The sequence below is a fragment of the Rugamonas sp. FW305-51 genome, from assembly GCF_058786935.1.
Window position 1 is genome coordinate 100420 of the sequence record NZ_JBYSZG010000013.1, and the last position, 24394, is coordinate 124813.

A 24394-nucleotide genomic window follows, 5' to 3' on the forward strand; every position below is an offset into this window, starting at 1 on the left:
ACCGTGATCAGTAACGCTCGCTTCAAACAAATTAGCAATGTCTATACACAGGAGCAATGAAATGAAATCCGCAACCGCAACTGCCGTCGCCAGTTCCGTAATCCCCACCCCCGCAGAGCTGTACCAGCGCGCGCGCAGTCTTGTGCCTATGCTGGCGGAACGAGCGTCTTCCTTCTCCGCCGAGACGCGCATCCCTGCCGATGTTGTCGATGCGATGAAGGCGTTGGGATTGTTCCGTATTCTGCAGCCAAAAAAATGGGGCGGCTATGAGTTAAGCCCCTCTGTATTCTACGAAGTGCAGACCATTCTTGCCGAGGGCGATATGTCGGCGGCCTGGGTGTTTGGCATTCTTGGCGTTCACAATTGGCACCTGGCGCTGTTTGATGCGCGCCTGGCCGCTGAAGTATGGGCAGACGACGAAGACGTGCTGGTCGCTTCGACTTACATGCCGGTAGGTAAAGTCGAAGAAGTGGAGGGGGGATTCAAACTGAGCGGACGCTGGAAGTTTTCCAGCGGTTGCGACAATGCCGACTGGATCTTGCTTGGCGCGATGCTGCCTGACGGTAAAGGTGGTGTTGAACCGGGCACGCTCGCTGTGCCACTGGCCGATCTGCGCATTGTCGAAGACTCCTGGCAGGTCAATGGCTTGCGCGGCACCGGCAGCAAGGACATTGTGGTGGAGGGGGCGTTTGTCCCTGCTTACCGCACGCACCGTCATCGCCAGGGCTTCCTGTGCGACAGCCCAGGCATGAAGGTATTTAGTGCGCCACTCTACAAGCTGCCATTCGGCCAGGTGTTTATCCGTGCGGTTAACAGCTCCTGTATTGGTGCACTGCAGGGCTTTGCCAGCGCCGTTGCTGATTACGCTGCCAAGCGAGTCTCACCGTTCGGCGGCAAGGCCGCCGAAAACCAGAGCGTGCAAGTATCGATCGCGGAAGCGCTGTCGGCCGTATCGGAAATGAAGGCGGTTCTGCACCGAAACTTCGCTGCCATGGAAGGCTACATTGAGCGCGGTGAAACACCGCCAACCAGCGAACGTGTCCTGTATAAATATCAGGCGGCGCATGTTGCCAGCCGTGCCGCCGATGCCGCGAACAAGCTGTATCGGGTAGTCGGCGGCATGGGCTTGTTTAGCGACACCCCGTTCCCTCGCATGCTCAACGACATCCTCGCAGCGCGTCAGCACGCTTTCAACCAGGACTATAGTTTCGCCTGCAATCTTGGCTCCATCGCCATTGGCCGCGAGAACAGCGACTTTTTCATCTGAATCACCTGAAACGCTGGTTCCGGCGATTTGCAAAGGAGAGATTGTGACAAGTTACGGAGCATTAGAAGTACGCGGCAAGAGCGGAGAACGGGCCACGCTGCACGAGCGCATTGGCGCGGAGCTGCACGCCGCGTTGCGTGAACGCCGCACGGTATCGCCTCTCAGCGGCCGCAGCGAGTCATTAAACATTGACGACGCCTATGCGATCTCGCTGGCAGCACTAAAGTTGCGTCGCGCGGAAGGTGAGCGCGTTGTGGGGAAGAAGATCGGTGTGACGTCGAGAGCCGTGCAAGACATGCTGGGCGTGCATCAGCCTGACTTTGGATTTCTCACCGATCGCATGAAAGTGCGTAACGGTACGCCGATTGACTTTCATCGTTACTCTCTGATCCAACCACGGGCGGAAGCGGAGATCGCCTTCATTCTCAACCGTGATCTCAACGGCCCTGGCGTGACGGAGGCGGATGTACTGGCGGCGACCGCCGCCATCGCGCCATGCTTCGAAATCGTCGACAGTCGCATCACGGACTGGAAAATCGGCATCGTTGACACTATCGCCGATAACGCGTCGTGCGGTGTGTTTGTGCTGGGCGATAACCACGTCAGTCCTCATGGTCTCGACCTGCCGAATCTCAAGGTGACGGTAACCAAAAATGGCGAGTTTCTCAGCGAAGGTTTCGGCTCCGCCGTGCAAGGTTCACCGCTCACGGCAGTCGCGTGGTTGGCCAATACGCTGGGCCAGTACGGCGTTTCTTTGAATGCAGGCGACGTGATCCTTTCCGGCAGCCTGGTTCCACTGGCCCCGGCGGTACCCGGTGACCGCTTTGAAATGGAGCTGCACGGCATCGGCCGGACGACAGCGATTTTCGTATAAGGCGAGCTGGGCCCTGCCCGGCTGATTTTCAACAGTTCTACATTCTATAGGCAATCCCATGTCCAAGATTCGCTGTGCATTGATCGGTCCAGGTAACATCGGCACCGATCTTCTATATAAACTTCAACGTAGTCCGATACTCGAGCCGGTTTGGATGGTGGGTATTGACCCGACGTCGGAAGGCCTGAAGCGCGCCGCGGAGATGGGGCTGAAGGTCACGGCCGATGGTGTCGATGGCTTGCTGCCCCATGTCACCGCGGACCACATTCAAATTGCATTTGATGCGACCAGTGCCTACGTCCATGCGGAGAATAGCCGCAAGCTCAATGAGCTTGGGGTGCTGATGATCGACCTCACGCCTGCGGCAATTGGCCCTTATTGTGTGCCACCTGTCAATCTGATGGAAAACATTGGCAAACGCGCGATGAACGTCAACATGGTCACGTGCGGCGGCCAGGCGACCATTCCTATGGTGGCCGCGGTGTCGCGCGTTCAACCGGTGGCGTATGGGGAGATCGTCGCGACGGTGTCATCCAGATCGGTAGGCCCGGGCACCCGCAAGAACATCGATGAATTCACCCGCACCACGGCTAGTGCGGTCGAACGCGTCGGTGGGGCCAAGAAGGGCAAGGCCATCATCGTTATCAATCCCGCAGAACCGCCCCTGATCATGCGCGACACCATCCACTGTCTGACCGAGACGCCGCCGCGCCAGGAAGAAATTCGGGAATCGGTCAACGCGATGATCAAGGAAGTGCAGAAATACGTACCCGGCTACAAGCTGGTTAACGGGCCCGTATTCGATGGAAACCGTGTCTCCATCTATATGGAAGTCGAGGGCCTGGGCGACTTCCTGCCCAAGTACGCCGGCAATCTGGACATCATGACGGCAGCGGCGGCAAGAACTGCGGAAATGTTTGCACAGGAAATGCTCGCTGGAAAAATCACACTCGAGGCCGCAGCGGCTGCATAAGGACTGACTATGAATCTCAAAGGAAAGAAGATCACGGTGCATGACATGACCTTGCGGGACGGCATGCATCCGAAACGCCACTTGATGACGCTGGCGGAAATGACCAGCATCGCGCAAGGACTGGACTCGGCGGGCGTTCCGCTGATCGAAGTGACGCATGGCGATGGACTGGGCGGATCGTCGGTCAATTACGGCTTCCCTGCGCATACGGACGAAGAATATCTGAGTGCGGTGATTCCATTGATGCAACAGGCGAAGGTTTCCGCACTGCTGCTGCCAGGCATCGGCACGGTCGACCACCTGCGGATGGCTAAGGACCTGGGTGTCAACACGATCCGTGTTGCTACCCATTGCACAGAGGCGGACGTTTCAGAGCAGCATATCTCCATGGCGAGACAGCTGGGAATGGATACGGTTGGCTTCCTCATGATGAGCCACATGAACAGCGCTAACGGGTTGGTGAGCCAGGCCAAGCTGATGGAAAGCTATGGCGCCAACTGTATTTACATCACGGATTCCGCTGGCCATATGTTGCCTGAAGACATCAGGGAAAAGCTAGGGGCGGTCAGGCAAGCACTTGATACGAAAACGGAACTGGGCTTCCACGGGCACCATAACTTGGCGATGGGCGTGGCCAACTCGATCGCCGCCATCGAAGCCGGTGCCACGCGCATCGATGCCGCGGCAGCCGGTCTGGGCGCCGGTGCTGGTAATACGCCCATGGAGGTGTTCATTGCGGTCTGCTCATTGATGGGGATCGAGACCGGGGTTGACGTAATGAAGATCCAGGACGTGGCGGAAGACCTGGTGTTTCCCATCATGGATCACCCGATCAGAATCGATCGTGACGCGCTGACTCTTGGTTATGCCGGCGTCTACTCCTCGTTCCTGCTGTTTGCCAAGCGCGCGGAGAAGAAATATGGAATCCCAGCGCGCGAGTTGCTGATTGAGCTTGGCCGGCGCGGCATGGTTGGCGGCCAGGAAGACATGATCGAAGACGCGGCGCTGACGATGGCCCGCCAGCGTGAAACGGCAAGCCATGGGAGTGGTCATGCGTAGCCATGAGTTTGCGCCACTGCGCGTGCTGGAGGTCGTACATGAGACCGACGCCGCAGTGTCGATTGTGCTGGACGTTCCTCAATCCGTACGGGACTATTTTGGCTATCAACCCGGGCAGTTTCTTACGATCCGCCGGGCGATAGGGGGCAAACTTGTCCGTCGCTGCTACTCGCTGTCGAGCTCCCCGGATGTCGATGCAAGGCCAGTCATTACGGTGAAGAGGGTTGCTGAGGGCAGGGTATCAAATGATTTGTGTTCCAACCTGCGTGCTGGCGATACGCTTGATTCAATGCCGCCTGGCGGGCTGTTCGTGCCGAAGTCTTTCGAGGGTGACTTCTTGCTGTTTGCCGGTGGCAGCGGCATCACGCCCATACTCTCGATCGCCAAATCGGCGCTCCGGCGCGGCCAGGGAAAGGTACTGATCATTTACGCGAACCGTGACGAGCAATCTGTCATTTTCAAGGACGTACTGAAGCAATTGGTGCAGGACCACGAGGGGCGCTTGACGGTGATTCACTGGCTCGAATCGCTGCAGGGCATTCCCACTGGTGCCAGGCTTAAGCCGCTGATTCGCGACTGGACGTCGGCAGAAGCGTTTATGTGCGGTCCGCAGCCGTTTATGGATGGCGTAACGGTAATGCTCGAGAAGCTGAACGTGCCGCGGTCACAGATTCATGCCGAGCGCTTTGTGTCGCTTCCAGACGAGGACGAAGTAGCGGTGCAATTCGAATCAGCGAATGACGTCGCGGTGCCGCTCACCATCAGTATCGATGGGGCTGTCCATAATCTGGACTGGCCCGCCGACGCGAAGCTGCTTGACGTCATGCTCGCCGCAGGGCTTGATGCGCCGTTTTCCTGCCGGGTGGGCGGATGCAGTACGTGCATGTGCCGCGTCATTGGCGGGCGGGTCGAAATGTTAAAAAATCTTGTGCTAGATTCGAGGGAAACCGCGGATGGCTGGGTGCTCGCGTGCCAGGCAATTCAGCAGGGTGAGGCCGTGTCGATAGAAATACCGTCGTAGCCCGATCGGCCGCAGCGCGCTGTCAGCATCTTCCCCCGCCGTTTCCCGGACGTGGAAACGCTCGCCGGCAGTCACCTCACAAACCGCATCATTCCAAAGCAGGCGCCGCGTCGGCCCGGCACTCTCTTTCAATAAGTGTTGTGCTGTATTGATGGCGTCTACACAGTTATGAAACCTGGTACGGCGCTTAGAATGTAGGCAGAGTCGTTCAGTGTAAAGTTGAAGGAAATTTTATGAAGCTGCAAGACAAGGTGTCCATCATCACTGGCGCCGGTAACGGTATAGGTTTGGCGACGGCCGGCAAGTTTGCCCAGGAAGGGGCGGTTGTCATACTGTGCGATGTGGACAGGGAAGGGCTGCTGGCGGCGACGACTGAAATTAGCCGGTGCGGCGGCCGTGCGGAGTCTTATGTCGTCGACGTATCGTCGCGCGCGCAAATTGATGAAATGGTGCGCGCCGTAATACGGGACCATGGTCATATCGACTCGCTGATTAATAATGCCGGCATCACCAGGGATGCGCGCCTGTTGAAAATGACTGAGGCTCAATTTGACGCTGTTATCGATGTGAACTTGAAAGGCGTTTTTAACTGTACACAGGCGGTGGCCGAGAGCATGGTCGCGCGCGGCAGCGGCGCCATTGTCAACGCATCCAGTGTCGTGGGACTGTACGGAAATTTTGGACAGACCAATTACGCGGCAGCGAAGTTTGCGGTCATCGGGATGACCAAGAGCTGGGCGCGTGAGCTGGGGCCAAAAGGGATCAGGGTCAATTCGGTATGTCCCGGATTCATTGCGACGGATATTCTCGATTCCATGCCAGAGAAGGTGCTGGAGCAGATGACATCGGCGACATGGATGAGGCGGCTGGGACGACCCGATGAAATAGCCAGCCTTTATGCGTTCCTCGCCAGCGATGAAGCCAGCTACATCAACGGCGCCGCGATTGAAGCGTCCGGCGGCATTTCGCTCTAATGGCGTTGCGCGAGTTTCGGGGACCGAAGCACTTATAAGTTGACATGAAATGATTAGTGAAATCGATTTACTAGATTGGTGCGAGTACCGCGAACAATTCGCCGGCTTAGGATCCAACGACGATGTCTCGCATACAACCTGCGGCCAGTTTCCGGGCGCATTGGAAACCGCGCAATGGGCGGCATGCTGGCATGCGCTGCTGTGTGGCGGATGGCCATGGTTCCTGATGGTGAATCGTCGCCAGGACCGTGGCGGAGTCCGCATTGAAGAGCTCGCTTGAACAGCGCTGAAAAGTGAAGTCGCCATGCGAAAGAGCACTTTTCATCAGGTCATGTTGCCGAATTTGAGTATTCGAATACTGCGGGACGTGCTGATTGAAGCGGGACTGAATGTGCGCCCGGCTTTTTCCCGGGCGGGCTTGGAAGAAGCGGTTGCGAATCAGCACGGCGCCATGGTGACCGCCAGGCAGGAACTGGATTTTCAGCGAGGCTTTGCCGAACTCACGGCCGGACGGCATGACTTGTGGGTGAAGGCGGCTAACCGCTACAATTTCCCCGCCCTAGGCGTACGCGGTTTGGCCTTGATGACTGCGCCGACATTGGCGCACTGGCCGGAGATTCTGAAGTACGTCGACCTGTACTACTCCTTCGCCGAGATCCACTCATTGAGCAACGCTGAAGGTGAGTTCAACGGTCTGTCGGTCTGTTATCAAGGCTCCCCCGCCGAGCTGGCCGAGTTTGCGATCTATCGGGATGTGTTGGTCACCATCAACTCCCTGAACTACCTGTGGCAGGGGCCGTTCCCACTGACCGAAGTGAACCTGGCCCTCAACGACATCTCCGCCGAGTTGCGTAGCGCGATACAGGCGCCGATCCGTCTACGTCAGCCGGTGACACAAATCGTGTGGTCACCCGCGCTGTCGTGCAAACCACTTTCGATGGGCAACGAGCTGCTCTACAAGGAATATGCGCGCCAGGCTTCGGCACAGCTCAGGGAACTGCGCATTGACGGCGGCCTCATCGAACAAATCGTTTCGCTGCTGCGCAAGCCCGGACAATCGCATCTCGACCTGAACGGAGTGGCGGCCCTGCTCAATACATCGGTACGCACCTTGCAACGCCGCCTCGATAAGCTGGACCTGCGGTTCCGGGATTTGCGCGACCAGGCACGCTTCGATGAGGCCAAGGCACTGCTGACCTGCACCGCACTGCCGATCTCTGAGATCGCATGGCGCTTGGGTTACACGGAGGCGACCAGTTTCAGCTCGGCGTTCAAGCGCTGGAGCAACGCAGCGCCATCCGAATATCGCGTGGCGGCCGTCGCAGATCGGACCAGGGGCGCGGTCGCCGCCTGATCACAGCTGCCGTTTGGCATAGCGACACGCCAGACGGCTTCAGCTGCTTTCACTTTGCCGGGTGCGCGCCGAGCACGATGGCAGCATAGATGCACGGCTCGTCATAATGGTTTTTCCACGCGTGCGGGACGCCACACATGACCAGCAGCGAGCCGCGTTGTAGCGTGCGCACCTGGCCACCCGGAAGTTCGATGTCCACTTTGCCGGAAAGAATAATTTCGTAGTCAACCGAATTGGTCTGGTGCATCGCGGCGTCGCCGCCGATGCCTGCTTCAACGCCATCATCGGTGGAATGACCTATGTCAAATTTGCCCGCTGAATGGGCCGGGAAGCATATGATTCCAAACTTGGAGCCGCCGGGGAGCGGGATGGTCGCAACGGTTTCCGGCGTACCGCCGATGTCACCGAACAACTGAGCGACACCCTTGGTTTCCCAGAAGAACGCGGCTTCCAGGGCGCCTGGGACGTGAAGGGTTTTGGGTGCGCCGGCCTCGATAAATGCTGGTTTGTTATCCGGGCCGATAGCGGCAACAACTACTTCGAACTGATCAATAATACTCATGGTTCGTTTTCTGACCAAAAAAGATGTTTATATGTATTCCTCCGGCAGGGCCGGAGGTTATTTTTTTACTTCCGGCGATACTGGCGCGCCGGATGGTGTTCGGGCAGATGCGGGCCTCGGCCGGGATACAGCTTCTCGCGTAGCGTTCCGGGCGCATACTCGCGTTGCATCAGGCCGCGCTGTTGCAGTACCGGCGACACATGCTCGATGAAGTCTTTGTACGTGCCGGGCAGCATCTGGTACATGATGTTGATACCATCAACGCCGACGGCGGCGTATTCCTCGATACGGTCGGCGATCGACTCCGGCGTGCCGACCACGCTGAAGCGCCGGCTTGATGCTTTCAGAAAATCGGCCACGGTCGCCGTCGTTCCCCTGGGCGCGGCGTTGATCACCAATGTCAGCGCGCCCTGCAAGCCGGGCGCCTTGTCGATCAGATCCTTCAGCGGGGTGTCCACGGCGTACTGCGCGAGGTCGAGTCCGGTCGCTCCGCTGGTCATGATCATCTGCGCCTCCTGGATCATGTAGCTCTCGTAGTCGGCCTGCTTGCGCAGTGCCTCGTCCATCGTCGAGCCGACGACAAACGACATCCCTTCGAGAAAAAGGATATCGCCGTCGTGCCGCCCGGCGGCCTTCGCTTGGGCGAGGACGCTGTTGATCTTCGCTCCCGCGATTTGGGGCGACCCTGAGATCAGGAAGGCCCCCTCCGTGTGGCGTGCCGAGAAGGCTTCACCGGCGGGGGATGCCCCGGCCTGGAACAGCACCGGTGTCCGCTGTGGCGATGGCTCCACCAAGTGAGGGCCCTCGACGCTGTAGCGTTTGCCGACGTGATTGATCTTGTGCACCTTGCGCGGATCGGCGTAGAGACCGCTCTTGACGTCGCGAATCACCGCACCATCTTCCCAGGAGCCTTCCCAAAGCTTGTATGCCACCTCGGAATACTCTTCCGCCCAGCGGTAGCGCTCGTCATGATCGGTGATCGTCTCGAGCCCCATGCTGCGCGAGCCATTCTTCGAGATGCTGGTGACGACGTTCCAGCCGACGCGCCCTTTGGTCAAGTGATCCAGGGTGGAGATGGCGCGGGCGAAAGCGAAGGGATGTTGCTGGAGTACGGAATTGGTGTAAATGAATCCCAGATCCTTCGTCGCGTGGCTCATCGCAGAGATCAGCATGCTCGGATCACTGATTGGAAACTGTACGGCGTTCTTGATGATGCCGTCGGTCGTCCCGCCGAAGCCTTCGTACATGCCGAAGACGTCGGCGAAGAAGATCGCATCCATCTTGCCGCGTTCAGCGAGCTGCGCGATCTCGACCCATAGATCGAGATTATTGTAGTCGAGCGAGCGCGACGCGGGATGGCGCCATGTCCCATGGAAGATGTGCGATGGCGTGTCCATGGCGAAGAGATTGAACACCAGGCGCTTGCGCGTGCCGGCAGTGCTGGATAGGCGTTGATTGCTCATTGGATTTTTGCCCTTCTCGGTAAATTCTTGGTGGAGTTACCTGCTTGTGCAGGTTCTGATTGACAAGGCCTTGCCAGCCCGATTGCCTAAGGCTACCGGGCATGGGACACACTGTAAGGGCGCTTGTGCAAGCCGACCATGAGACTTCGCGTCAATCGCGTGTGAGTTAACGACATCATGGTTTTTACGAAAAATGATGTGCTAAGGTGCGCTCAAATGGCCAGACAAACCAAAGCACGCGAGCGAATTGGCCGCCTTGGCTGGCGATCCAACGCGGGTCCATTTCAACGAAAAATGAAATTTGAAACCATCCATGTATGACACCATCAAGACCCTGATCGAATCGCGCGTTTCGACCAATTATTACGACACGAGCCGTCACTTGTCGGACGACGAGATCGTCGATCTGGTTCGCATGGCGACCTGCGCGCCCTCTGCGTACAACTTCCAGAACTGGAAATTCATTGCCGTGCGCACGCCCGAGGCCAAGGCGCGATTGAAGACAGTCGCCTACGGGCAGCAAAAAGTAGTCGATGCGGCCGTCACGGTCATAGTCTGCGGCACACTGACCCCGTACGCGCAGCTATCAAACGCACTCCAACCGTCGGTCGACGCCGGCCTCATGAATCAAACGGTGCGAGAGGCCATGGTGCGTCGTGCCCGCCTGTCATACCTCAACAAGCCGCAGCTACAGCGTGACGAGGCGGTCCGTTCCGCATCGCTGGCGGCGATGACACTGATGTTTGCCGCTCAGGGCAAGGGTTTGTCCACCGGACCGATGAGCGGCTTTGATCCTTCTGGCGTGGCGCGGGAGTTTGGTCTGAGCGAGAACGAAGTGCCGGTGATCTTGGTCACCGTAGGTTATCCCGCGCAAGGCAACTGGCGGCAGAAGCCACGCCGGCCGCTTGATGACGTGATCGAGCTTGCGTGATCGGCATCGTTTGAAGTGTCCTGGCGTGTTCGATGTTTCTTTCAATCATTTCTCTTATTCTTCTATGTCAGTTAATTCTACAAACGAAATCATTGCCGACATCCGTGCCGGCCGCATGGTCATCCTGGTCGATGACGAAGACCGCGAAAACGAGGGCGACCTGGTGCTGGCGGCTGATTATGTGACACCGGAAGCGATCAACTTCATGGCCAGGTTTGGCCGCGGACTGATTTGCCTGACGATGACGCAGGAGCGCTGCCGCCGGCTCAACCTGTCGCCGATGGTGAGCGACAACCGTTCGCCACATCGCACCGCGTTCACTGTGTCGATTGAAGCTGCCAAGGGCGTGACGACCGGGATCTCCGCGCATGACCGCGCACGCACGGTCCAGGCAGCCGTAGCGCGCGATGCGATGCCCGGCGATTTGGTGCAGCCGGGGCATATCTTCCCGTTGCAAGCACAGAATGGCGGCGTACTGGTGCGGGCTGGCCATACCGAAGCCGGTTGCGATCTGGCGCATTTGGCGGGCCTGCAGCCGGCTGCCGTGATCTGCGAAGTCCTCAAGGACGACGGCACCATGGCGCGCCTGCCCGACCTGATCGAATTCGCGCGCGAACATGGACTCAAGGTCGGCACCATCCGCGACCTGATCTACTTTCGCGCCAATCACGATAAGCTGGTCGAATGCGTGACGCAGCGGGAGGTCAGCACCGCTCATGGGAAGTTTCAACTGCACGTTTATGTCGACAAGACCAACGGCCAGGTGCATGTTGCTCTGTCGCAGGGCAAAATCAGCCCGAGTATCGAGACCCCGGTGCGAGTGCAGGAGAATTTCTCTGCCTTCGACATCGTCGATTGCTTCGGCCAGCATCCGAGTTTCAGCATCGATCGTGCGCTCAAGGCTATCGCTCAACGTGGACTGGGTGTGCTGGTGTTGCTGCACGGCCCGCAAATTGGACAGGAAGTGCTGGTGAAGATGGCTGCTGCGGCTCCGGGGCGGTCTCCCGCCGCTTCGTGGGACCCGTGCCACCACGGTATCGGCGCGCAGATTCTGCGCGACCTCGGTGTCGGCAAGATGTTGCTGATGTCGTCGCATCTTAAGCAGCCGTGCGTGAGCGGCTTTGGGCTCGAAGTGAATGGTTACCTCTCGCTCGACATGGCAGCGTGAGCGAGAAGCCAATAGTCTGTCCCCACTCGCGGGAATTGAATTTTCCCCTTCCAATTTTCAGGAATCGCTGAAATGGAAGGGAATATTGCAGCAATATCAGGTATCCCAATTGTCGCCAGCGGCCTCAACCTATCCGCCTCTGCCACTGACGCGGATGTGATCAACAAGAACCGTTGGAACAGATGAGCCGGATGGCTACGGCGGGCCAGTCGATTTCTGCGATCATGTGCGCATTGGGGATCGCAAGACGGTACGACGCTGGTTGCGCGAGCACCGGTGGGCCACGTACCGGCGCCAGCGCTGCTGGGGCCTTACCAGGCCAGGCTCAAGGAACGCGCGCCGTAAGTCAATTCGTCGGGCACGGCGATAACGCGCTCGTGTCGGGGCGCCCGGCGGCGGTAAGAGCAGTGATCGCCACCGCCAGCCTCGACTGGCTACCGCGCCATGCGGTAACGTTGAATATTCGAGCAACGCTTATCGTTTAAGGAAGAACTTAAAGCTGGCCTTGTCCGGGCGGAAGAGGCCAACGCGTGAACCATGGTGGAAAATATTCGATTCCCAACTAGGAAAAATTGGGCCCCATCGACAGGCGCCAGGCCGAGCATGCAAAGCAGAATGTGCCAGGAGTGCGAGCCGCCTGGCAGGCCGGTGCCTGCCAGGTGATCCTGCGCGGACGGGGGGCTATCGTGTCGAGAACATGCGCGCGAGGTCTACCGATTGCGCCAATGCTTTGGCCATTGCTTCCTGCTCCGCTTCATGTGAACCGGGAGTCGTCGCTGCAGCCAATTGATTCACGGGATAGGCATTGTTGACGTAATAGCCGCAAGCGGCAGAGATGGTTACGATTGTTATTGATATTGCGATATTCAACTTCCGGATTTTAGCCATGATGTCTGTCTCCATTTTTAACGGAATCTGGAACTGCGCCGTCGCGCAGTTCCTCATCGGTGGTGCTCGTGTTCGAAAAGCAAACCCGGCACGCATCTCTTGAGGAATCATTATCTCGGGACGGACGGTCTTGGCTCAATACATTCCACTTTAGTCAAGCGGGCAGTGCTTATTCAAAGGGAGCATGGATCGTAAAGCAAGCTCAGGAGCGCAATATCGCGGAATGGCTGAGGCTGATGTCGTTAGCGTGGCCGGGGACGCTGAGGTAGGGCATGACCATGCGTCCGACCGCACTTTTGATGCGGTCGGATTCTCTGTCCTGTGTGAATTTGATTTGGCTGGTGCCAACTTGGCGCCGTGCACACGGCGCCTGTCATCGCCTCTAAATGGCGTGTTCAGCGCCGACACGGCGTAGTGCCCAGTTGCGACTGCCGCCAGCACCCAGGATGTCAAGCACGATGTCGGAAACCGGATTGAATTGTTTGGTCTTGCCAGTGGTTAGATTCCGGGCGACTCCCGTTTGCAAGTTCAGCTCCAGGTTTTCGCCGCTATTGACGAGCGATGACAGTCCCTTGAAAGACCAGGCCGGAACGCCAGCGTCGATCGCCGCCCGAAGGAAGAGTCCGTTGAAGCTTTCTGCAAGCAGCGCCGCCAGGCCGGCTGCCGAACATCCCATAATCGCTGTCATGTAGTAGTGTGCATGCCCCGTTCCGAAGTTCTCACCGGCCAGGAGAATGTCGCCCTTGCGCACGGATGTGGCGAACGCCGGGTCGATATCTTCAAGCACATGCTTGGCGCATTCGTCCCATTTTCGAGCCATGCCTTCCTTGTCATAGCGCGCGGAGACCAAATCGGTCGCGCCAATCTCGTCGCCAAATTTCCAGACTTTTCCGCGTAACATCATGATGCAAGCTCCGTTGGTTTTAACAGGTATTTGGCGGGATTGGCGACCTTCCCTTCAATGGCCGATGCCGCGACGACGGCGGCATTGCCAAGCAAGATTTCGGCATCGGCACTGCCCATTCTTCCCCGCAAGGTTTCGACCGATGTGGAAATACAGCGCTCGCCGTCACCGAGCTTAAGCGGCGATAAATTTCCGCTGTAGCATCCACCGCAGCCGGGCTGGGTAATGGTGCCACCGGCATCGACTAGAATCTGCAATATCCCGGCTGCCATCGCCTCGCGATATGTCTCGGCTGAGATGGGCGTGATTACCAGGCGGACACCAGGGTGTACCTTGCGCCCGCGCAGCACTTCCGCCGCCAGGGCCAGGTCTGAGAGCCTGCCGCTGGCGCAGGAGCCGATATTTGCGGCAGACACTTCCAATCCCTCCAACTCGGCAATGGGTCGGATGAGGCCGATCTCGTGTGGTCCCGCGATCAAGTAATTTATATCAGACAGGTCCAGGGCATAAGTCGCCACGTAGTCCGCGTCGGGGTCTGGCGCGACCGTCTCGAATGGCTGCCTTGCGCGCTCCTTGAGATAGGCGGCAAGTGTCTCGTCGGCCGGGAAGATGATCGTCAGTGCACCAATTTGCACCGCGCCGTTGGCAATCGCCAGCCGCACATCCATTGGTAGTGCCGCCACGCCCGGACCGGAAAACTCGATTACCCGGCCATTGACGCTGGCCCCTAGTTCCTGGATAAGCCGATAGACAATGTCCTTACCGTTGACGCCTTTGCGCAGGGTGCCGGACAGATTCACGCGGACACATTCTGGAACGATCATCCAAATGTCGCCGGTGAGTAAGAGCGGATCGGCGCCATACATGACTGGCAGCGCAAAGCTGTTCGTCGCGCCCATGGTGGAACTCTGCGTATCGGCGCCTACGCACACCGTGCCTGGCAGCGCCCAGCCTTCTTCGACAGGAATTTGGTGAGAGATGCCGTTGCGTCCGATGTCATACACATTTTCGTCAGGAATTCCCTGATGTTTCGCGAATTTCCTGATTTTCGGATGTTCTCTCCAGGCGACCTGCGGCATCCATTCTGGCTGGAAGTTATGGTCAAAACAGAAAATTACTTTTGTGGGATCCCAAAGTTTGAGATCGTGCTTGTTAAATGAATCGATGAACGTTGTCCCGTCCAGACACGTCATCAGTGAAATCTTTGCCAGAACTACTTCACCAACGTCCACACGTGGTTTTCCGGCTGCCTTGGCGAGAATTTTCGCCGCCATCGTCTGTCCCATTTTACTGCTCCTGTCATCCATTTGATTATTCGGCGAATGCCGCGCTCCCTAGAGGGGGCTGGTGTGTTCGCGCTCGAAATCGGCGTATGCATCAAGGTGCACGGCCCGCATCAAGGTGAGGGGATCCTGATAGGTTCCGGGGTGGGCAGCGAAATAGGCGGCATCGCTGCCATTTTTCCTGATCTCGCCAAACACCTCGGCCATGGCGTTGGCCGCGGCGCCAAGCGCCGTCCCGGCGAACATGATGAAGGAATATCCCGCCTCGGCCATATCCTTGGCGCTATAACCTGCCGGCGGACTGTTCCCCATCCCCATGACTGGCCCCTCGATTGCCCGCGTGAGACGTCGTGCCCAGTCCATTTGCTCATCCGGTGGCAAACTGAAATATGATTTACCCTCCACGTTCATGATCATGGGCATGGCCATGTCGGCACCTGCCTCGAGATAGAGGTTGCAGCGTTCAACCACCTCGTCGAACGAAAATACATCGGCATCGCTGCGCGCTACAATGATGAAATCCGCATCGGTCCTGGCGTCGCAGGCGGCCTTGATGCGGTCGATCCCTTCTGCGCGTGACACCACTTGGCGACCAGCAAGCAGGGGGCAATGTTTGGGCATGGCCTGGTCTTCGATATGGACGCCCGCCACGCCGGCTCGTTCCATTTCACGGATGGTCCGGCGCACGTTGAGCACGCCGCCAAAGCCGGTATCGACGTCAGCCAGTATCGGAATTCCGATCGCCGAGGCGATCCTTGCCGCGTGGGACGCGATTTCAGTGAGCGTAAGGAGACCGAGATCAGGGGCGGCAAGTTGCGTCGCCTCGATGCCCAGACCGGTCAGATGGATAGCCTGGAACCCCGCCAGCTCCGCCAGGCGGGCTGACAAAGGATCAAAGCAACTCGGCGCCACAACCATCTCCTGTCCGAGCAGTTGTTTCAACTTCGTCGTCATGCGCATATGATTTTCCCTTATTTGTTGAATATTGATGTACGTGGACGCTGGCGCTACCGATGCGAGCGCATGCGGAAGACAGAGCTGGAGCGGAAGGCGTAGCTCGACGCGTTAATTCTCGCCTGCTGCGCAGTCGCTAGACGCTACGCATCCCCATCAAGAATCGGGCGGTGCTGGAATCGATGCGATGGCGTTTAATGGCAGTGTACGCATCGGAATGGTAGAAGTTATGCAGCGTTCCCTGGTCCCGGAATTTGACGATGAATAGATGATTCGCAGGTTGCCTGCCTTCGAAGATTTCCGGCTTGTCATCGGCAGAAATAATCTCGACACCATCCATAGCCATGAGCAATGGTCCTGTCGCGCGACGATACGCGTCATAACCTTCATGATTGTCCACGTTGATCGCCCCGACCAGATAGACGGCCTTGGCGTCCTTGCCATGCTGCTCGCTGGCCCGGTATGACGCAGCGGGCGAGGGCGGTACCGCGCCGCGGATTGATGCGCCGGTTTCCAATGTCAGGGTGTCATAGCTTTCACCATTGGCAGGACAATCTTCGTGGCACAGCCAAGCGGCTAAAGGCGGCACCGTGCCGGTCGAGGAAACGATGGTATTGACGCCGACGCCATGCTCCGCCGACTCCAGCGATAGTGCAAGTGTCAGGCCATGCACGGCCCCATTGGCTGCGGCATATTCAAGGCTGCCGAAAGCGCCCTGGCAATCCGGATGCAGCGCCGAGTTGACGATCCGCCCATAGCGTTGCGCCTTCATGTGCGCCGCGGCGGCGCGCCCAATGTAAAGGGCGCCGACGACGTGGGCTCGCCACAGCGCCTCAAACGCTGCGGATGCATTTGCTTCGGCGTTGAGCCGGGGGACACAGTCGCCGCCGGTGTTGACGACAATGTCGAGTCGTCCGAAAGCGGCAAGTGCCGAGTGAACCAGGGCGACCGCCGCTTCGGGCGAGTCCGGATGGTCGAAGTGTGCTATCGCCTTGCCACCTGCAGCGACAATCTCGTTCGCTACCTCCTGCGCGGCTTGCCGATCGCGGGCCTGGCCCGGCAGGCCAAGCCCGGGATCATTCACGATGACACTTGCGCCGCGTGACGCCAGCAATAGCGCATAGTCTCGCCCCAGCCCTCGGCCACCGCCCGTCACCAGGGCCACCTGTCCATCAAAGCGAAGTTCGATCATTGATTGCTCCATTCATGTGTCATCGTGTCTCTTTCCTGCTGGCTGCTGCCTGCTGGTCAGCCGTAATTCAGCGCCAACCCAGCGCGCGGCCATTCAATTTCATAGATCCTGCCCGTGCCCGCTGCAGTGACGTAGGCTTTACTCAAGCCCTCACCAGCGAAGCAGATATTGGTGGGGAACGGATCATAAACAGGCAGGGGAATAAAGTCCTTCAGTTGTCCCTCGGGCGTCACGACACTGATGCCGCCTTTCATGATGGTCGCGACGCAGACGTTGCCTGCCGAGTCGACTGCCAGGGAGTCAAAGAAATTGTAGCCGTCCATACCGTACAGAAACACAGCGCCGTTTGCGGAAAAAGCTTCGGGCGTTGCAGCCAGTTTGCCCGGACTTTCGATATTCCAGTACCAGAGCCGGCCGGAGCCGGTTTCCGCAACGTAGACACGGCTTCCATCCGGCGACAGGCCACAGCCATTCGGCTGGGTAAGCGGGGCGTGCGGGGCCGCTTCGTGGATCAGTTCCACAATGCTGCTGCCGTCCGCCTTCGCATAATAAAGGCCGCCAAGATCGGCATCGCGGCCATGGGGATGGCCGGTGTCGGTGAAATAGAATCCGCCGCTCGAATCGAACACCAGGTCATTCGGCGCGACCAAAGGCACTCCGTTGCATTCGCTGTACAGCGTCGTGACCACTTTGCCGTCAGGACTTACCCGTTGAATACCGGCCGCAATTGGCTGATCGCCATGCGAGCCGGCGATTGGCAGGGTGTATCCCTGCGGCGACTTCGACATTCCCAGCCCGCCGTTATTGCAGACGTAGTAAAACCCGTCAGGTCCGATGGCTGCGGCGTTCGGGCCACCCTTGGTTTCAGCGAACTTGGCGACCTCTCCGGAAACAGGATCGACCGTCATCAACCAGCCGCCGCCTACATCGGTAAATAAAATACGGCCATCCGGCAGCGCCATCGGTCCTTCGATAAAGCCCAGGCCGCTCGCTACTTCCCGCATTGGATAGTGTTCCATGCTTTGCTCCATTGAATTGTGTTTAGTTCATTCCGATATGAAAGAACGATGCATATTTGCTTCAGAAGTACATCAGGCGACCGGGTGATAGCCGTCCAACAGCTCCCGGGTTTTGGTTTCGATGCCTTCGCGCGGCGCCGGATGCGTCATGCAATAGAGCCGATTGTTCAGGATCGCATCGATTACCATGGGACCGACTTCTTCCGCTTCGATTGGACGGGCGATATCACCGGCACCGATCAGATGGACGCCGCCGCCCGCTACACCGGCCGCGGTGCCTTTGGCGGCCTCGCCACGCTCCTGCGCATAGCTGTCGTAAGAACGTACTTTGCTATTGGCTTCCTGCTCCGCCGTTGAACGCAGGCGGGCGCTGGTGGACACCTTCGTTTTCACATGTCCCGGGTAGAGAATGGTCACGCCGATGTTGTCGGCCATCAACTCCTCACGGATAACCTGAGACAGGCCGTCGACCGCCCCTTTTGTCATCGTGTAAGTGGCGTTGCCGGGGACGGTAAACAGCGTGGAAATGGAGGACGTGTTGATGATGTGCTTCTCGCCGGCCTTCTGGCGCATCCGTGGTACGAACACGTGGATACCATTAATAACGCCCCAGATGTTGACGCCCACCATCCATTGGAAATCGGCGTAGCTGGTGTCCCAGATAGCCCGGAATGGCCGGAAAGCGACGCCAGCATTGTTGCAGAGGATGTCCACATCGCCAAACTCCGCGTAGGCGGCGTTCGCCAGTGCTTGAACCTCTTCCAAACGAGCGACGTCCGTCTTAACAGCAATCGCGCGCACGCCCAAGGCTACCACTTCCTTGCTGACTGCCTGCGCCGCGGCCTCCTCAATATCCGAAACCACGACATTGACGCCTTCACCGGCCAGCGCCAAACAGATGGCGCGCCCAATACCACTACCTGCACCAGTAACGACTGCAGTACGACCTTTAAGATTTTTCATGTAAACCTCCGAAAAAAGTTGCTTGACTCAATATTTCAGTTGAAGTTGTTTGACTTGAGAATCATCGGTCCAGGTGCCCTGGCGACGATGATCGATACCTGCACTGCTCGTCAAAAGTATCGGTAGGACGCATCCTGCCGATCCCGGGTACCCTTGAGCAGCGCCTGGGTGAGCGGGCCATTCCATTGGCCGACTACCGGTTCGAGCCTGTCCTTGTCGAACACGACAAATCGGTCGGCAATCTTCCATTTGCCATCCCGGACTTCGAATCGATCGACGTACCGGGCTAAACCGGTCATATCCTGGAGTACGCCATCGATGGTCAGGCGGTGCGATCCGATGACATAGGATTCGCAGTACGCGACATCACCTTCGAACTTGATGAACACATTTCCGACAAAATGCGTGCAAGAGATAATCTGATCGCGATGGCGCTGGATCACCCATTCGACAAAATCCTCCACTGGCCCGTCAAAGCTTCCATGGTTGTCGCGCGCGCCAGGATGGTAGGCGGAAAGCATCATTTCCCTGTCGAGGCGATCAACACCCCGGCAGTAACGCATCAACGCGTCATATATTTGTTGGCGGGCGATGAGCTCGCGTAGTTGTTCATCACGGGGGACGTCCAAAATAATATCTCCTGAGTAATTAGTCTATCGATTGATTAACGCCGATCGGTTCATCGTGCATTGCGTAATAACGGGCGTGGAAATACGGATTAGGGAATCGGCTCGCGATATACCTCGGTAACTTTGTAATCTGCGACATAATTTCCAACATATTCCAAGGCGACCCTGTCAGGATCTTTATAATATTTGTCCGCCGCGGCGTTTATATCGTTGTCGTGGCGAACTGCCCAGGTGAATACATTATTTTTTTTATCGACGAAGGCGAACAAGACCTCGAAGCCATGGCGTTTTCGAACTGCCACGATGCGCCTCCAAACCTCAAGGAAAGGTTCCCAGTCACCCGGATTTATGCTGTAGGACCGCAACAGGGTGTCGTTCCTTCGGATCTCAGAATGTTCCATACGGCTTTCCGTTTGATATAACATGTTTAATGAATACTACTTGTATGATTTCCAGTCAGCTCAGATGCAAGGCCGGCCGTATACGCGGGTACGTGAAGCTTCGTCAATGGGTAAGGAGGGGATGTCGTCCACGGTGGCGACGCGGCGCATTTCGCGGCGTTCGTGCATATCGAAGCGTCTGCCCCGATGCAATACCGCGCGGTTATCCCAGATCACCAGATCTCCTGGCCGCCACGTGTGGGTGTAGAGGAATTCCCGCTGTGTCGCGTGCTCAAGCAGATCCTGAATCAGTTGCCGGCCTTCGGGAAGCGACATGCCGATGATCTCGCGGATCGCATTGGTGACAAACAGGAGCTTTCGCCCGGAACCGGCATGGGTGCGCACCAATGGCCAGCGCACTGGCGGGAACAGCTCAAGTTCGGCTTGGCTGCTGTCTGTATAGCCGAGGGTCATGCGCGACTGCAGCGCATAGTGTTCACCGACCAGATCCTGCACCTGCGCCTTGTCGCGGGCGTCGAGTGCGTCGTAAGCGGCGCGTAGGTCGGCCCACTGTGTTTCGCCGCCCCAGCTGACGGCGGTCACCGCGTACAGCATCGAATAGCGCCACGGGTAATCCATAAAGGAACTGTCCGTGTGCCAGATCCGGTTGCCGATGTTCATCATCGCTTGACGGTTGTCCTTGGTGGCGACCTTGCCGGAGGCATCGACGTTAGAAATGTCGCTTATTTCGGTATATTCCATGCGCGTTTGAATCTTGCGCATAATCTCGTCGAGTCGAGTGTCGGCTGGACCGAACTGACGTGCAAAGGCGATTTGCTCGCTCTGCGTCAGCGCCTGGCCGCGAAAGATCATGACAGCGTATTTGTCCATGCCGTTGACGATTTCCTGTATCGTCCCGGGGTCCTGCGGTTTACTCAGATCGATACCGCTCGCTACTGCGGTAAACGATTCGGATACTGGTTCGAGATGAAAAGCCATTTTTGTCTCCATCTATTGTTGATAATTAACCCAATGCGCGGCGAAATTAATCTGGCGAATGTGTTTATTATTAAAACAATTATTATTAAGGATCTTCTGAAAATATCTTGTTGGATTATTTTAAAATGCCGCATCGGCCGGCCGGTAGCATTTCCCCGTACGAAATGGAAGCATCTCTGGCGATAAAAGCGCACGCCTCGGAGCTGGCCACAATGGTTACGCTGCGCTGTACGCGGGCGGACAATGCGCGGAGCGGGGAGGGGGCGTCCGGCAGACGAGGCGGGGCCGCCTGCCCATCGTGCAATGGGCAGGGGCAAGGCTAAGCCACCGATCTTTAGCGGATACCCGAATTGGCGAGCGCGTCCGGGGTGAAATACGTTGGGGAAGCTTTCTTCATGGTCGGATTCAAGCCGCCTGTACTTCCGCCAAAGCAGCAGGAAAGATAGGCGCCATTCGATACATCAAAGGTGCCAAAAAGCATCGGATTTACGCCATCCACTTCGTAGAATGGCATTGGAAAGCTGATCGTCGTGCGATACAGCTTGCCTGATGCGTCATAATTGTCTCCCATGCCTGCATTCGGGATGTCTTCGTCAAAGTAGAACGTCCGTTTGGGATAAATGTGCCGCTTGCCTGGCTTGACTACCGCCTCTACCACCCAGGTGCGATGCAATTCCCAGCGCACACAGTTTGAGTTGTAGTGCCCGGGCTGGAACAATGCGTCAATCGGACAGGACTTTTGATCATACATCTTGAAGACGTTATAGGGCATGATCATCTCCTTCGTTCCTACAAGCTTGAAGTCGAAACGATCCAGCGCGCCCTGGAAGACGCGCACCTCGTCCATCGTGCTAGCCCCGCCACTTTGCGGGTTTGGCGTATCGTAGGACAGGTCTGGCGATAGCTTTACCCGGCGCTGACCCGGCAAATACTGCCAGAGGGATTCCTTGCCATCAGCGCCAATCGATTGAATGAGTCGTTCGCCGGCCTTGCGGGCAGGTCCCGTCGTATCCATCCGGAATCGGTAGATCGGCGTGTCCGATGGATTGGGCCCCTTCTGGTCTTCGTCGAAGAACGGGGATTCGAAAACAGCGGGGTTTTCTCCCTGCAGTACAGCCTTGCCGGAGGGCGGGACGTACCAAGCCGTGAACGTTCCTTCCATGCCTTTCGCGGCAAGGAACACGAGCGAATGGTTCCACATCACTTCAATTCCGTTCTTCGGAATCGGGAACGGTGTGCCTCCATAGCATCCCTCCAGCTTCACACCATCGGGACTGGTTTTGCAGGCCGTCGCATTTTTAATCGAGTTGTCCTGATACCATTTTGGATACTGCATCGTGCGATGGGTTGGATAGACGTCAAGACGGAATGTGGGATATTTCACCAGCATGGCCTTAACGCCTGCGCTGAGCTTGTCGGCATACTTGTCCATGTTCTTGGCATCGATGGAGTAAAGTGGCTTCTCGCTTGCAAACGGATCGGGGCGTATTCCTGGCTTCTTTGGATCCCAGTTTGATGGGGGTTTGACGCGCTCACCATGGGCTGGAATAGTTCCGTCCTTGTTGGCGCCTTTTTCCGCACCCCAGGGGGTGAGTGTGCCATTCAGCTTGGCCGCTTCCTGCGGGCTCACCGCAGCATTGGCCGATGCCGCCACCGTCATGCATGCCGCGAGGATGGTGAGTTTAATTTTAATTTTCATCATGAAATGTCTCCTTATTGTCAAGCTCAGAACGTTGCTTTGAGTGTCAACGTCACGTTATTGCGGTCCCACTGGGCGCCAATGCCACCGACATCCATGACGGTGTTACCGACGATCGTACGTTTGGTCATCACGCCGTTGTACGCCAGCGAGACCAGGTATTTGTTCTGATAGTCGAGGTTCAGCCCAAGGCTATAACTGCCGCTGCCCTTGTAGCCGCCGAACAGGACGGGCGAAGTCCCCTTCAGACCGGTCGTATAGAAGATCGGCATCGACAAATCGGCGCCCTCCACGACCTGGAACCACTTCGGTTCGATCTTTATTGCGATGCCATAGGCGTCCTTCGTCGCGCAGCTCAATTGGTTCACCAGGGCGCGGCAGCCATAGTCCACCGAGTTGAAGTTCGCGCCATTGGACCGCAGCTTATCGAGGCGGCTGTACGTCAGTTCCGTCATCCACACCATCGAGTCGAAGAGCGGCGTCTTTCCTGCATATCCCAGGGCATTGACCAGCGCGTGCCAGGTATCGCCCACCGGTTCGGTGCCGACCGTTGTCATCGGCCCCATGAGGAGCGCGCCGTTGCGGCGATGTGATATTTCGGAACCGAAGGCGATACCGCCAATGCTCTTGGACATGCTTACGCCAACCAATGTCGCACGCTTGCTTTGATAGTCGAGTCCGAGGTTGCTGAAGTCTGACGCCAGCGCAAACAGAGGCAACTTGTCGGTATATTCGCGATAGTAAGCGCCTAGTGAACCATCCAGCCAGGCCGGGCTCCAGCGTGTCATCAAGCCCCAGTCGCCACGCTTATTGTCGGGTTTGTGGTTGATGCCCGCGAATGGCAGTCCATTCGGAAGCACAGTGCCGCCACCCATGCTGACAAAGTCGAGGGCGCCCCAATACGTGCCGCCGTCTGGAAGCGTTGATGGCTTCCAGTCGAGGAAGTACTGGCCGGCGACGCTAAGCGTGGGGGTCAGTTGGGATCCGAAGGAAATCTGGTTCAGTGGTTTAAATAGCTCCTTCGCCTCTACACCTGGCGTCGCCAATGCTTTGCGAATGTCAACTGGCCCTTGCGAATAGGAGACGCCGTGGACAAAGCTGAACAAGGACTCGCCCCAATATAGATTGTGGCTACCGACCTTGACGTTGGTTGAGATGTCGCCGATGTCGAAATTGGTAAAGACAAACGCATCCAGAATCTCGCCCGAAGGCCCCTGGTTCCAACGCTTGGCATAATTGGTGAAGCGTTGGTTCGGATACGCCGAACTGCCAGGCAAAGCCGGGTTGGTGATCTCATTGCGGTCATAGGCCGCGTCATACCAGCCCTGTGCGCTCACACGCAGGCCGTGGTTCTTCTTGTAGACCACGTCGAACTCCGACAACAGATCGACGCGGTTGGTGATGATGTCACCACGGTCGAACTTCAGATCCGAGTTGGCATACGTGTACGTGTTCATGATCGCCGGATCCTGCTTTTTTGTACGCACTCCCAGGTTGTAGCGAATCGTGTTGTCGAACCGGATCTTGAGGTCCGGATTGTCCTGTTCGATCTCGCCCGCATGCGCGGCCAACACTGGCAGCAGCATGAGGAAAGCCGAGGCCGAGATCGCGGCATGCCCGGACTTTGTGTATGAGTGCAATTTCATGTGTCTCCTTCGTTATCGTTGTCTTGAAATGTACAAATCTTGGAAGCGTCCTGTCCGACGCCAGCCTCCGCACCAAACCAGCTGCAAGGGTTGCCGCCGCGCTTGACGGCGATCGCATGTGTTGCTTCCTCCCCAAGTAAAGATAGCAGCCGTTCGGTGTGCATCCTCAACGGATCCATCCTGGGTTTAATA

24 protein-coding genes are annotated in these 24394 nt (G+C 57.5%); 10 read left to right on the plus strand and 14 right to left on the minus strand.

Going from position 1 to position 24394, the window contains the following annotated elements:
* Positions 1 to 61 precede the first annotated feature (61 nt).
* From AC3WOS_RS11670 to AC3WOS_RS11705, 8 genes are all read left to right on the plus strand, one after another.
* Positions 62 to 1267, plus strand: coding sequence for an acyl-CoA dehydrogenase family protein (locus AC3WOS_RS11670; protein WP_492716112.1), 1206 nt, complete (start codon positions 62 to 64; stop codon positions 1265 to 1267).
* A gap of 43 nt (positions 1268 to 1310) precedes the next feature.
* Positions 1311 to 2141, plus strand: coding sequence for a fumarylacetoacetate hydrolase family protein (locus tag AC3WOS_RS11675; protein WP_492716113.1), 831 nt, complete (start codon positions 1311 to 1313; stop codon positions 2139 to 2141).
* 58 nt (positions 2142 to 2199) lie between these two features.
* On the plus strand, positions 2200 to 3114 hold the full coding sequence (locus tag AC3WOS_RS11680; RefSeq protein ID WP_492716114.1) for an acetaldehyde dehydrogenase (acetylating): 915 nt from the start codon (positions 2200 to 2202) through the stop codon (positions 3112 to 3114).
* Between the two features lie 9 nt (positions 3115 to 3123).
* The gene (gene dmpG, locus AC3WOS_RS11685) at positions 3124 to 4173 is read left to right on the plus strand and encodes a 4-hydroxy-2-oxovalerate aldolase (protein ID WP_492716115.1); all 1050 of its coding nucleotides are present in this window, start codon (positions 3124 to 3126) and stop codon (positions 4171 to 4173) included.
* A complete protein-coding gene (locus AC3WOS_RS11690) occupies positions 4166 to 5194 on the plus strand; it encodes a 2Fe-2S iron-sulfur cluster-binding protein (protein WP_492716117.1) in 1029 nt (342 codons plus the stop codon). Before dmpG ends, AC3WOS_RS11690 begins: the two co-directional genes overlap by 8 nt.
* Before the next feature lie 233 nt (positions 5195 to 5427).
* The gene (locus AC3WOS_RS11695; RefSeq protein ID WP_492716119.1) at positions 5428 to 6168 is read left to right on the plus strand and encodes a beta-ketoacyl-ACP reductase; all 741 of its coding nucleotides are present in this window, start codon (positions 5428 to 5430) and stop codon (positions 6166 to 6168) included.
* A gap of 49 nt (positions 6169 to 6217) precedes the next feature.
* The gene (locus AC3WOS_RS11700) at positions 6218 to 6448 is read left to right on the plus strand and encodes a hypothetical protein (RefSeq protein WP_492716120.1); all 231 of its coding nucleotides are present in this window, start codon (positions 6218 to 6220) and stop codon (positions 6446 to 6448) included.
* A 24-nt stretch (positions 6449 to 6472) separates the two neighbouring features.
* Entirely contained in the window at positions 6473 to 7522 is a 1050-nt protein-coding gene (locus AC3WOS_RS11705) for a helix-turn-helix transcriptional regulator (RefSeq protein WP_492716121.1), read from the plus strand.
* A 49-nt stretch (positions 7523 to 7571) separates the two neighbouring features.
* Here the strand turns inward: AC3WOS_RS11705 and AC3WOS_RS11710 are convergent, their stop codons facing one another.
* Positions 7572 to 8084, minus strand: coding sequence for a cupin domain-containing protein (locus AC3WOS_RS11710; RefSeq protein WP_492716122.1), 513 nt, complete (start codon positions 8082 to 8084; stop codon positions 7572 to 7574).
* Positions 8085 to 8149: 65 nt separating this feature from the next.
* Positions 8150 to 9547, minus strand: a complete 1398-nt coding sequence (locus AC3WOS_RS11715) for an LLM class flavin-dependent oxidoreductase (protein ID WP_492716123.1) — start codon at positions 9545 to 9547, stop codon at positions 8150 to 8152.
* A 313-nt stretch (positions 9548 to 9860) separates the two neighbouring features.
* On the opposite strand from AC3WOS_RS11715, the gene AC3WOS_RS11720 reads away from it, so the two are divergent.
* Together AC3WOS_RS11720 and ribBA are read left to right on the plus strand one after the other, a co-directional pair.
* Positions 9861 to 10478, plus strand: a complete 618-nt coding sequence (locus AC3WOS_RS11720; RefSeq protein WP_492716124.1) for a nitroreductase family protein — start codon at positions 9861 to 9863, stop codon at positions 10476 to 10478.
* Positions 10479 to 10542: 64 nt separating this feature from the next.
* Positions 10543 to 11646 (plus strand): bifunctional 3,4-dihydroxy-2-butanone-4-phosphate synthase/GTP cyclohydrolase II, encoded by a 1104-nt coding sequence (ribBA, locus tag AC3WOS_RS11725; protein WP_492716152.1) that lies wholly within the window; start codon positions 10543 to 10545, stop codon positions 11644 to 11646.
* 681 nt (positions 11647 to 12327) lie between these two features.
* On the opposite strand, the gene AC3WOS_RS11730 is transcribed toward ribBA, so the two are convergent.
* From AC3WOS_RS11730 to AC3WOS_RS11785, 12 genes are all read right to left on the minus strand, one after another.
* Positions 12328 to 12534, minus strand: coding sequence for a hypothetical protein (locus AC3WOS_RS11730; RefSeq protein WP_492716126.1), 207 nt, complete (start codon positions 12532 to 12534; stop codon positions 12328 to 12330).
* Between the two features lie 382 nt (positions 12535 to 12916).
* A complete protein-coding gene (locus AC3WOS_RS11735) occupies positions 12917 to 13438 on the minus strand; it encodes a LeuD/DmdB family oxidoreductase small subunit (protein WP_492716127.1) in 522 nt (173 codons plus the stop codon).
* Entirely contained in the window at positions 13435 to 14724 is a 1290-nt protein-coding gene (locus AC3WOS_RS11740) for a 3-isopropylmalate dehydratase large subunit (RefSeq protein ID WP_492716128.1), read from the minus strand. Before AC3WOS_RS11740 ends, AC3WOS_RS11735 begins: the two co-directional genes overlap by 4 nt.
* 48 nt (positions 14725 to 14772) lie before the next feature.
* Positions 14773 to 15681, minus strand: coding sequence for an isocitrate lyase/PEP mutase family protein (locus AC3WOS_RS11745; protein WP_492716129.1), 909 nt, complete (start codon positions 15679 to 15681; stop codon positions 14773 to 14775).
* A 130-nt stretch (positions 15682 to 15811) separates the two neighbouring features.
* Complete coding sequence (locus AC3WOS_RS11750) at positions 15812 to 16867, minus strand: SDR family NAD(P)-dependent oxidoreductase (RefSeq protein WP_492716130.1); 1056 nt, start codon at positions 16865 to 16867, stop codon at positions 15812 to 15814.
* Positions 16868 to 16923: 56 nt separating this feature from the next.
* The gene (locus AC3WOS_RS11755) at positions 16924 to 17886 is read right to left on the minus strand and encodes an SMP-30/gluconolactonase/LRE family protein (protein ID WP_492716131.1); all 963 of its coding nucleotides are present in this window, start codon (positions 17884 to 17886) and stop codon (positions 16924 to 16926) included.
* Positions 17887 to 17958: 72 nt separating this feature from the next.
* The gene (locus tag AC3WOS_RS11760) at positions 17959 to 18849 is read right to left on the minus strand and encodes an SDR family NAD(P)-dependent oxidoreductase (RefSeq protein ID WP_492716132.1); all 891 of its coding nucleotides are present in this window, start codon (positions 18847 to 18849) and stop codon (positions 17959 to 17961) included.
* A gap of 110 nt (positions 18850 to 18959) precedes the next feature.
* Positions 18960 to 19478: a nuclear transport factor 2 family protein gene (locus AC3WOS_RS11765; RefSeq protein ID WP_492716133.1), complete on the minus strand. Its 519-nt coding sequence runs from the start codon at positions 19476 to 19478 to the stop codon at positions 18960 to 18962.
* A gap of 89 nt (positions 19479 to 19567) precedes the next feature.
* Positions 19568 to 19879 carry a hypothetical protein gene (locus AC3WOS_RS11770; RefSeq protein WP_492716134.1) on the minus strand — a complete coding sequence of 104 codons (312 nt, stop codon included), beginning with the start codon at positions 19877 to 19879 and terminating at the stop codon, positions 19568 to 19570.
* 60 nt (positions 19880 to 19939) lie between these two features.
* Positions 19940 to 20857 (minus strand): TauD/TfdA dioxygenase family protein, encoded by a 918-nt coding sequence (locus tag AC3WOS_RS11775; protein WP_492716135.1) that lies wholly within the window; start codon positions 20855 to 20857, stop codon positions 19940 to 19942.
* A 334-nt stretch (positions 20858 to 21191) separates the two neighbouring features.
* Positions 21192 to 22559, minus strand: coding sequence for a DUF1329 domain-containing protein (locus AC3WOS_RS11780; RefSeq protein ID WP_492716136.1), 1368 nt, complete (start codon positions 22557 to 22559; stop codon positions 21192 to 21194).
* Positions 22560 to 22582: 23 nt separating this feature from the next.
* On the minus strand, positions 22583 to 24202 hold the full coding sequence (locus AC3WOS_RS11785) for a DUF1302 domain-containing protein (RefSeq protein WP_492716138.1): 1620 nt from the start codon (positions 24200 to 24202) through the stop codon (positions 22583 to 22585).
* Positions 24203 to 24394 lie beyond the last annotated feature (192 nt).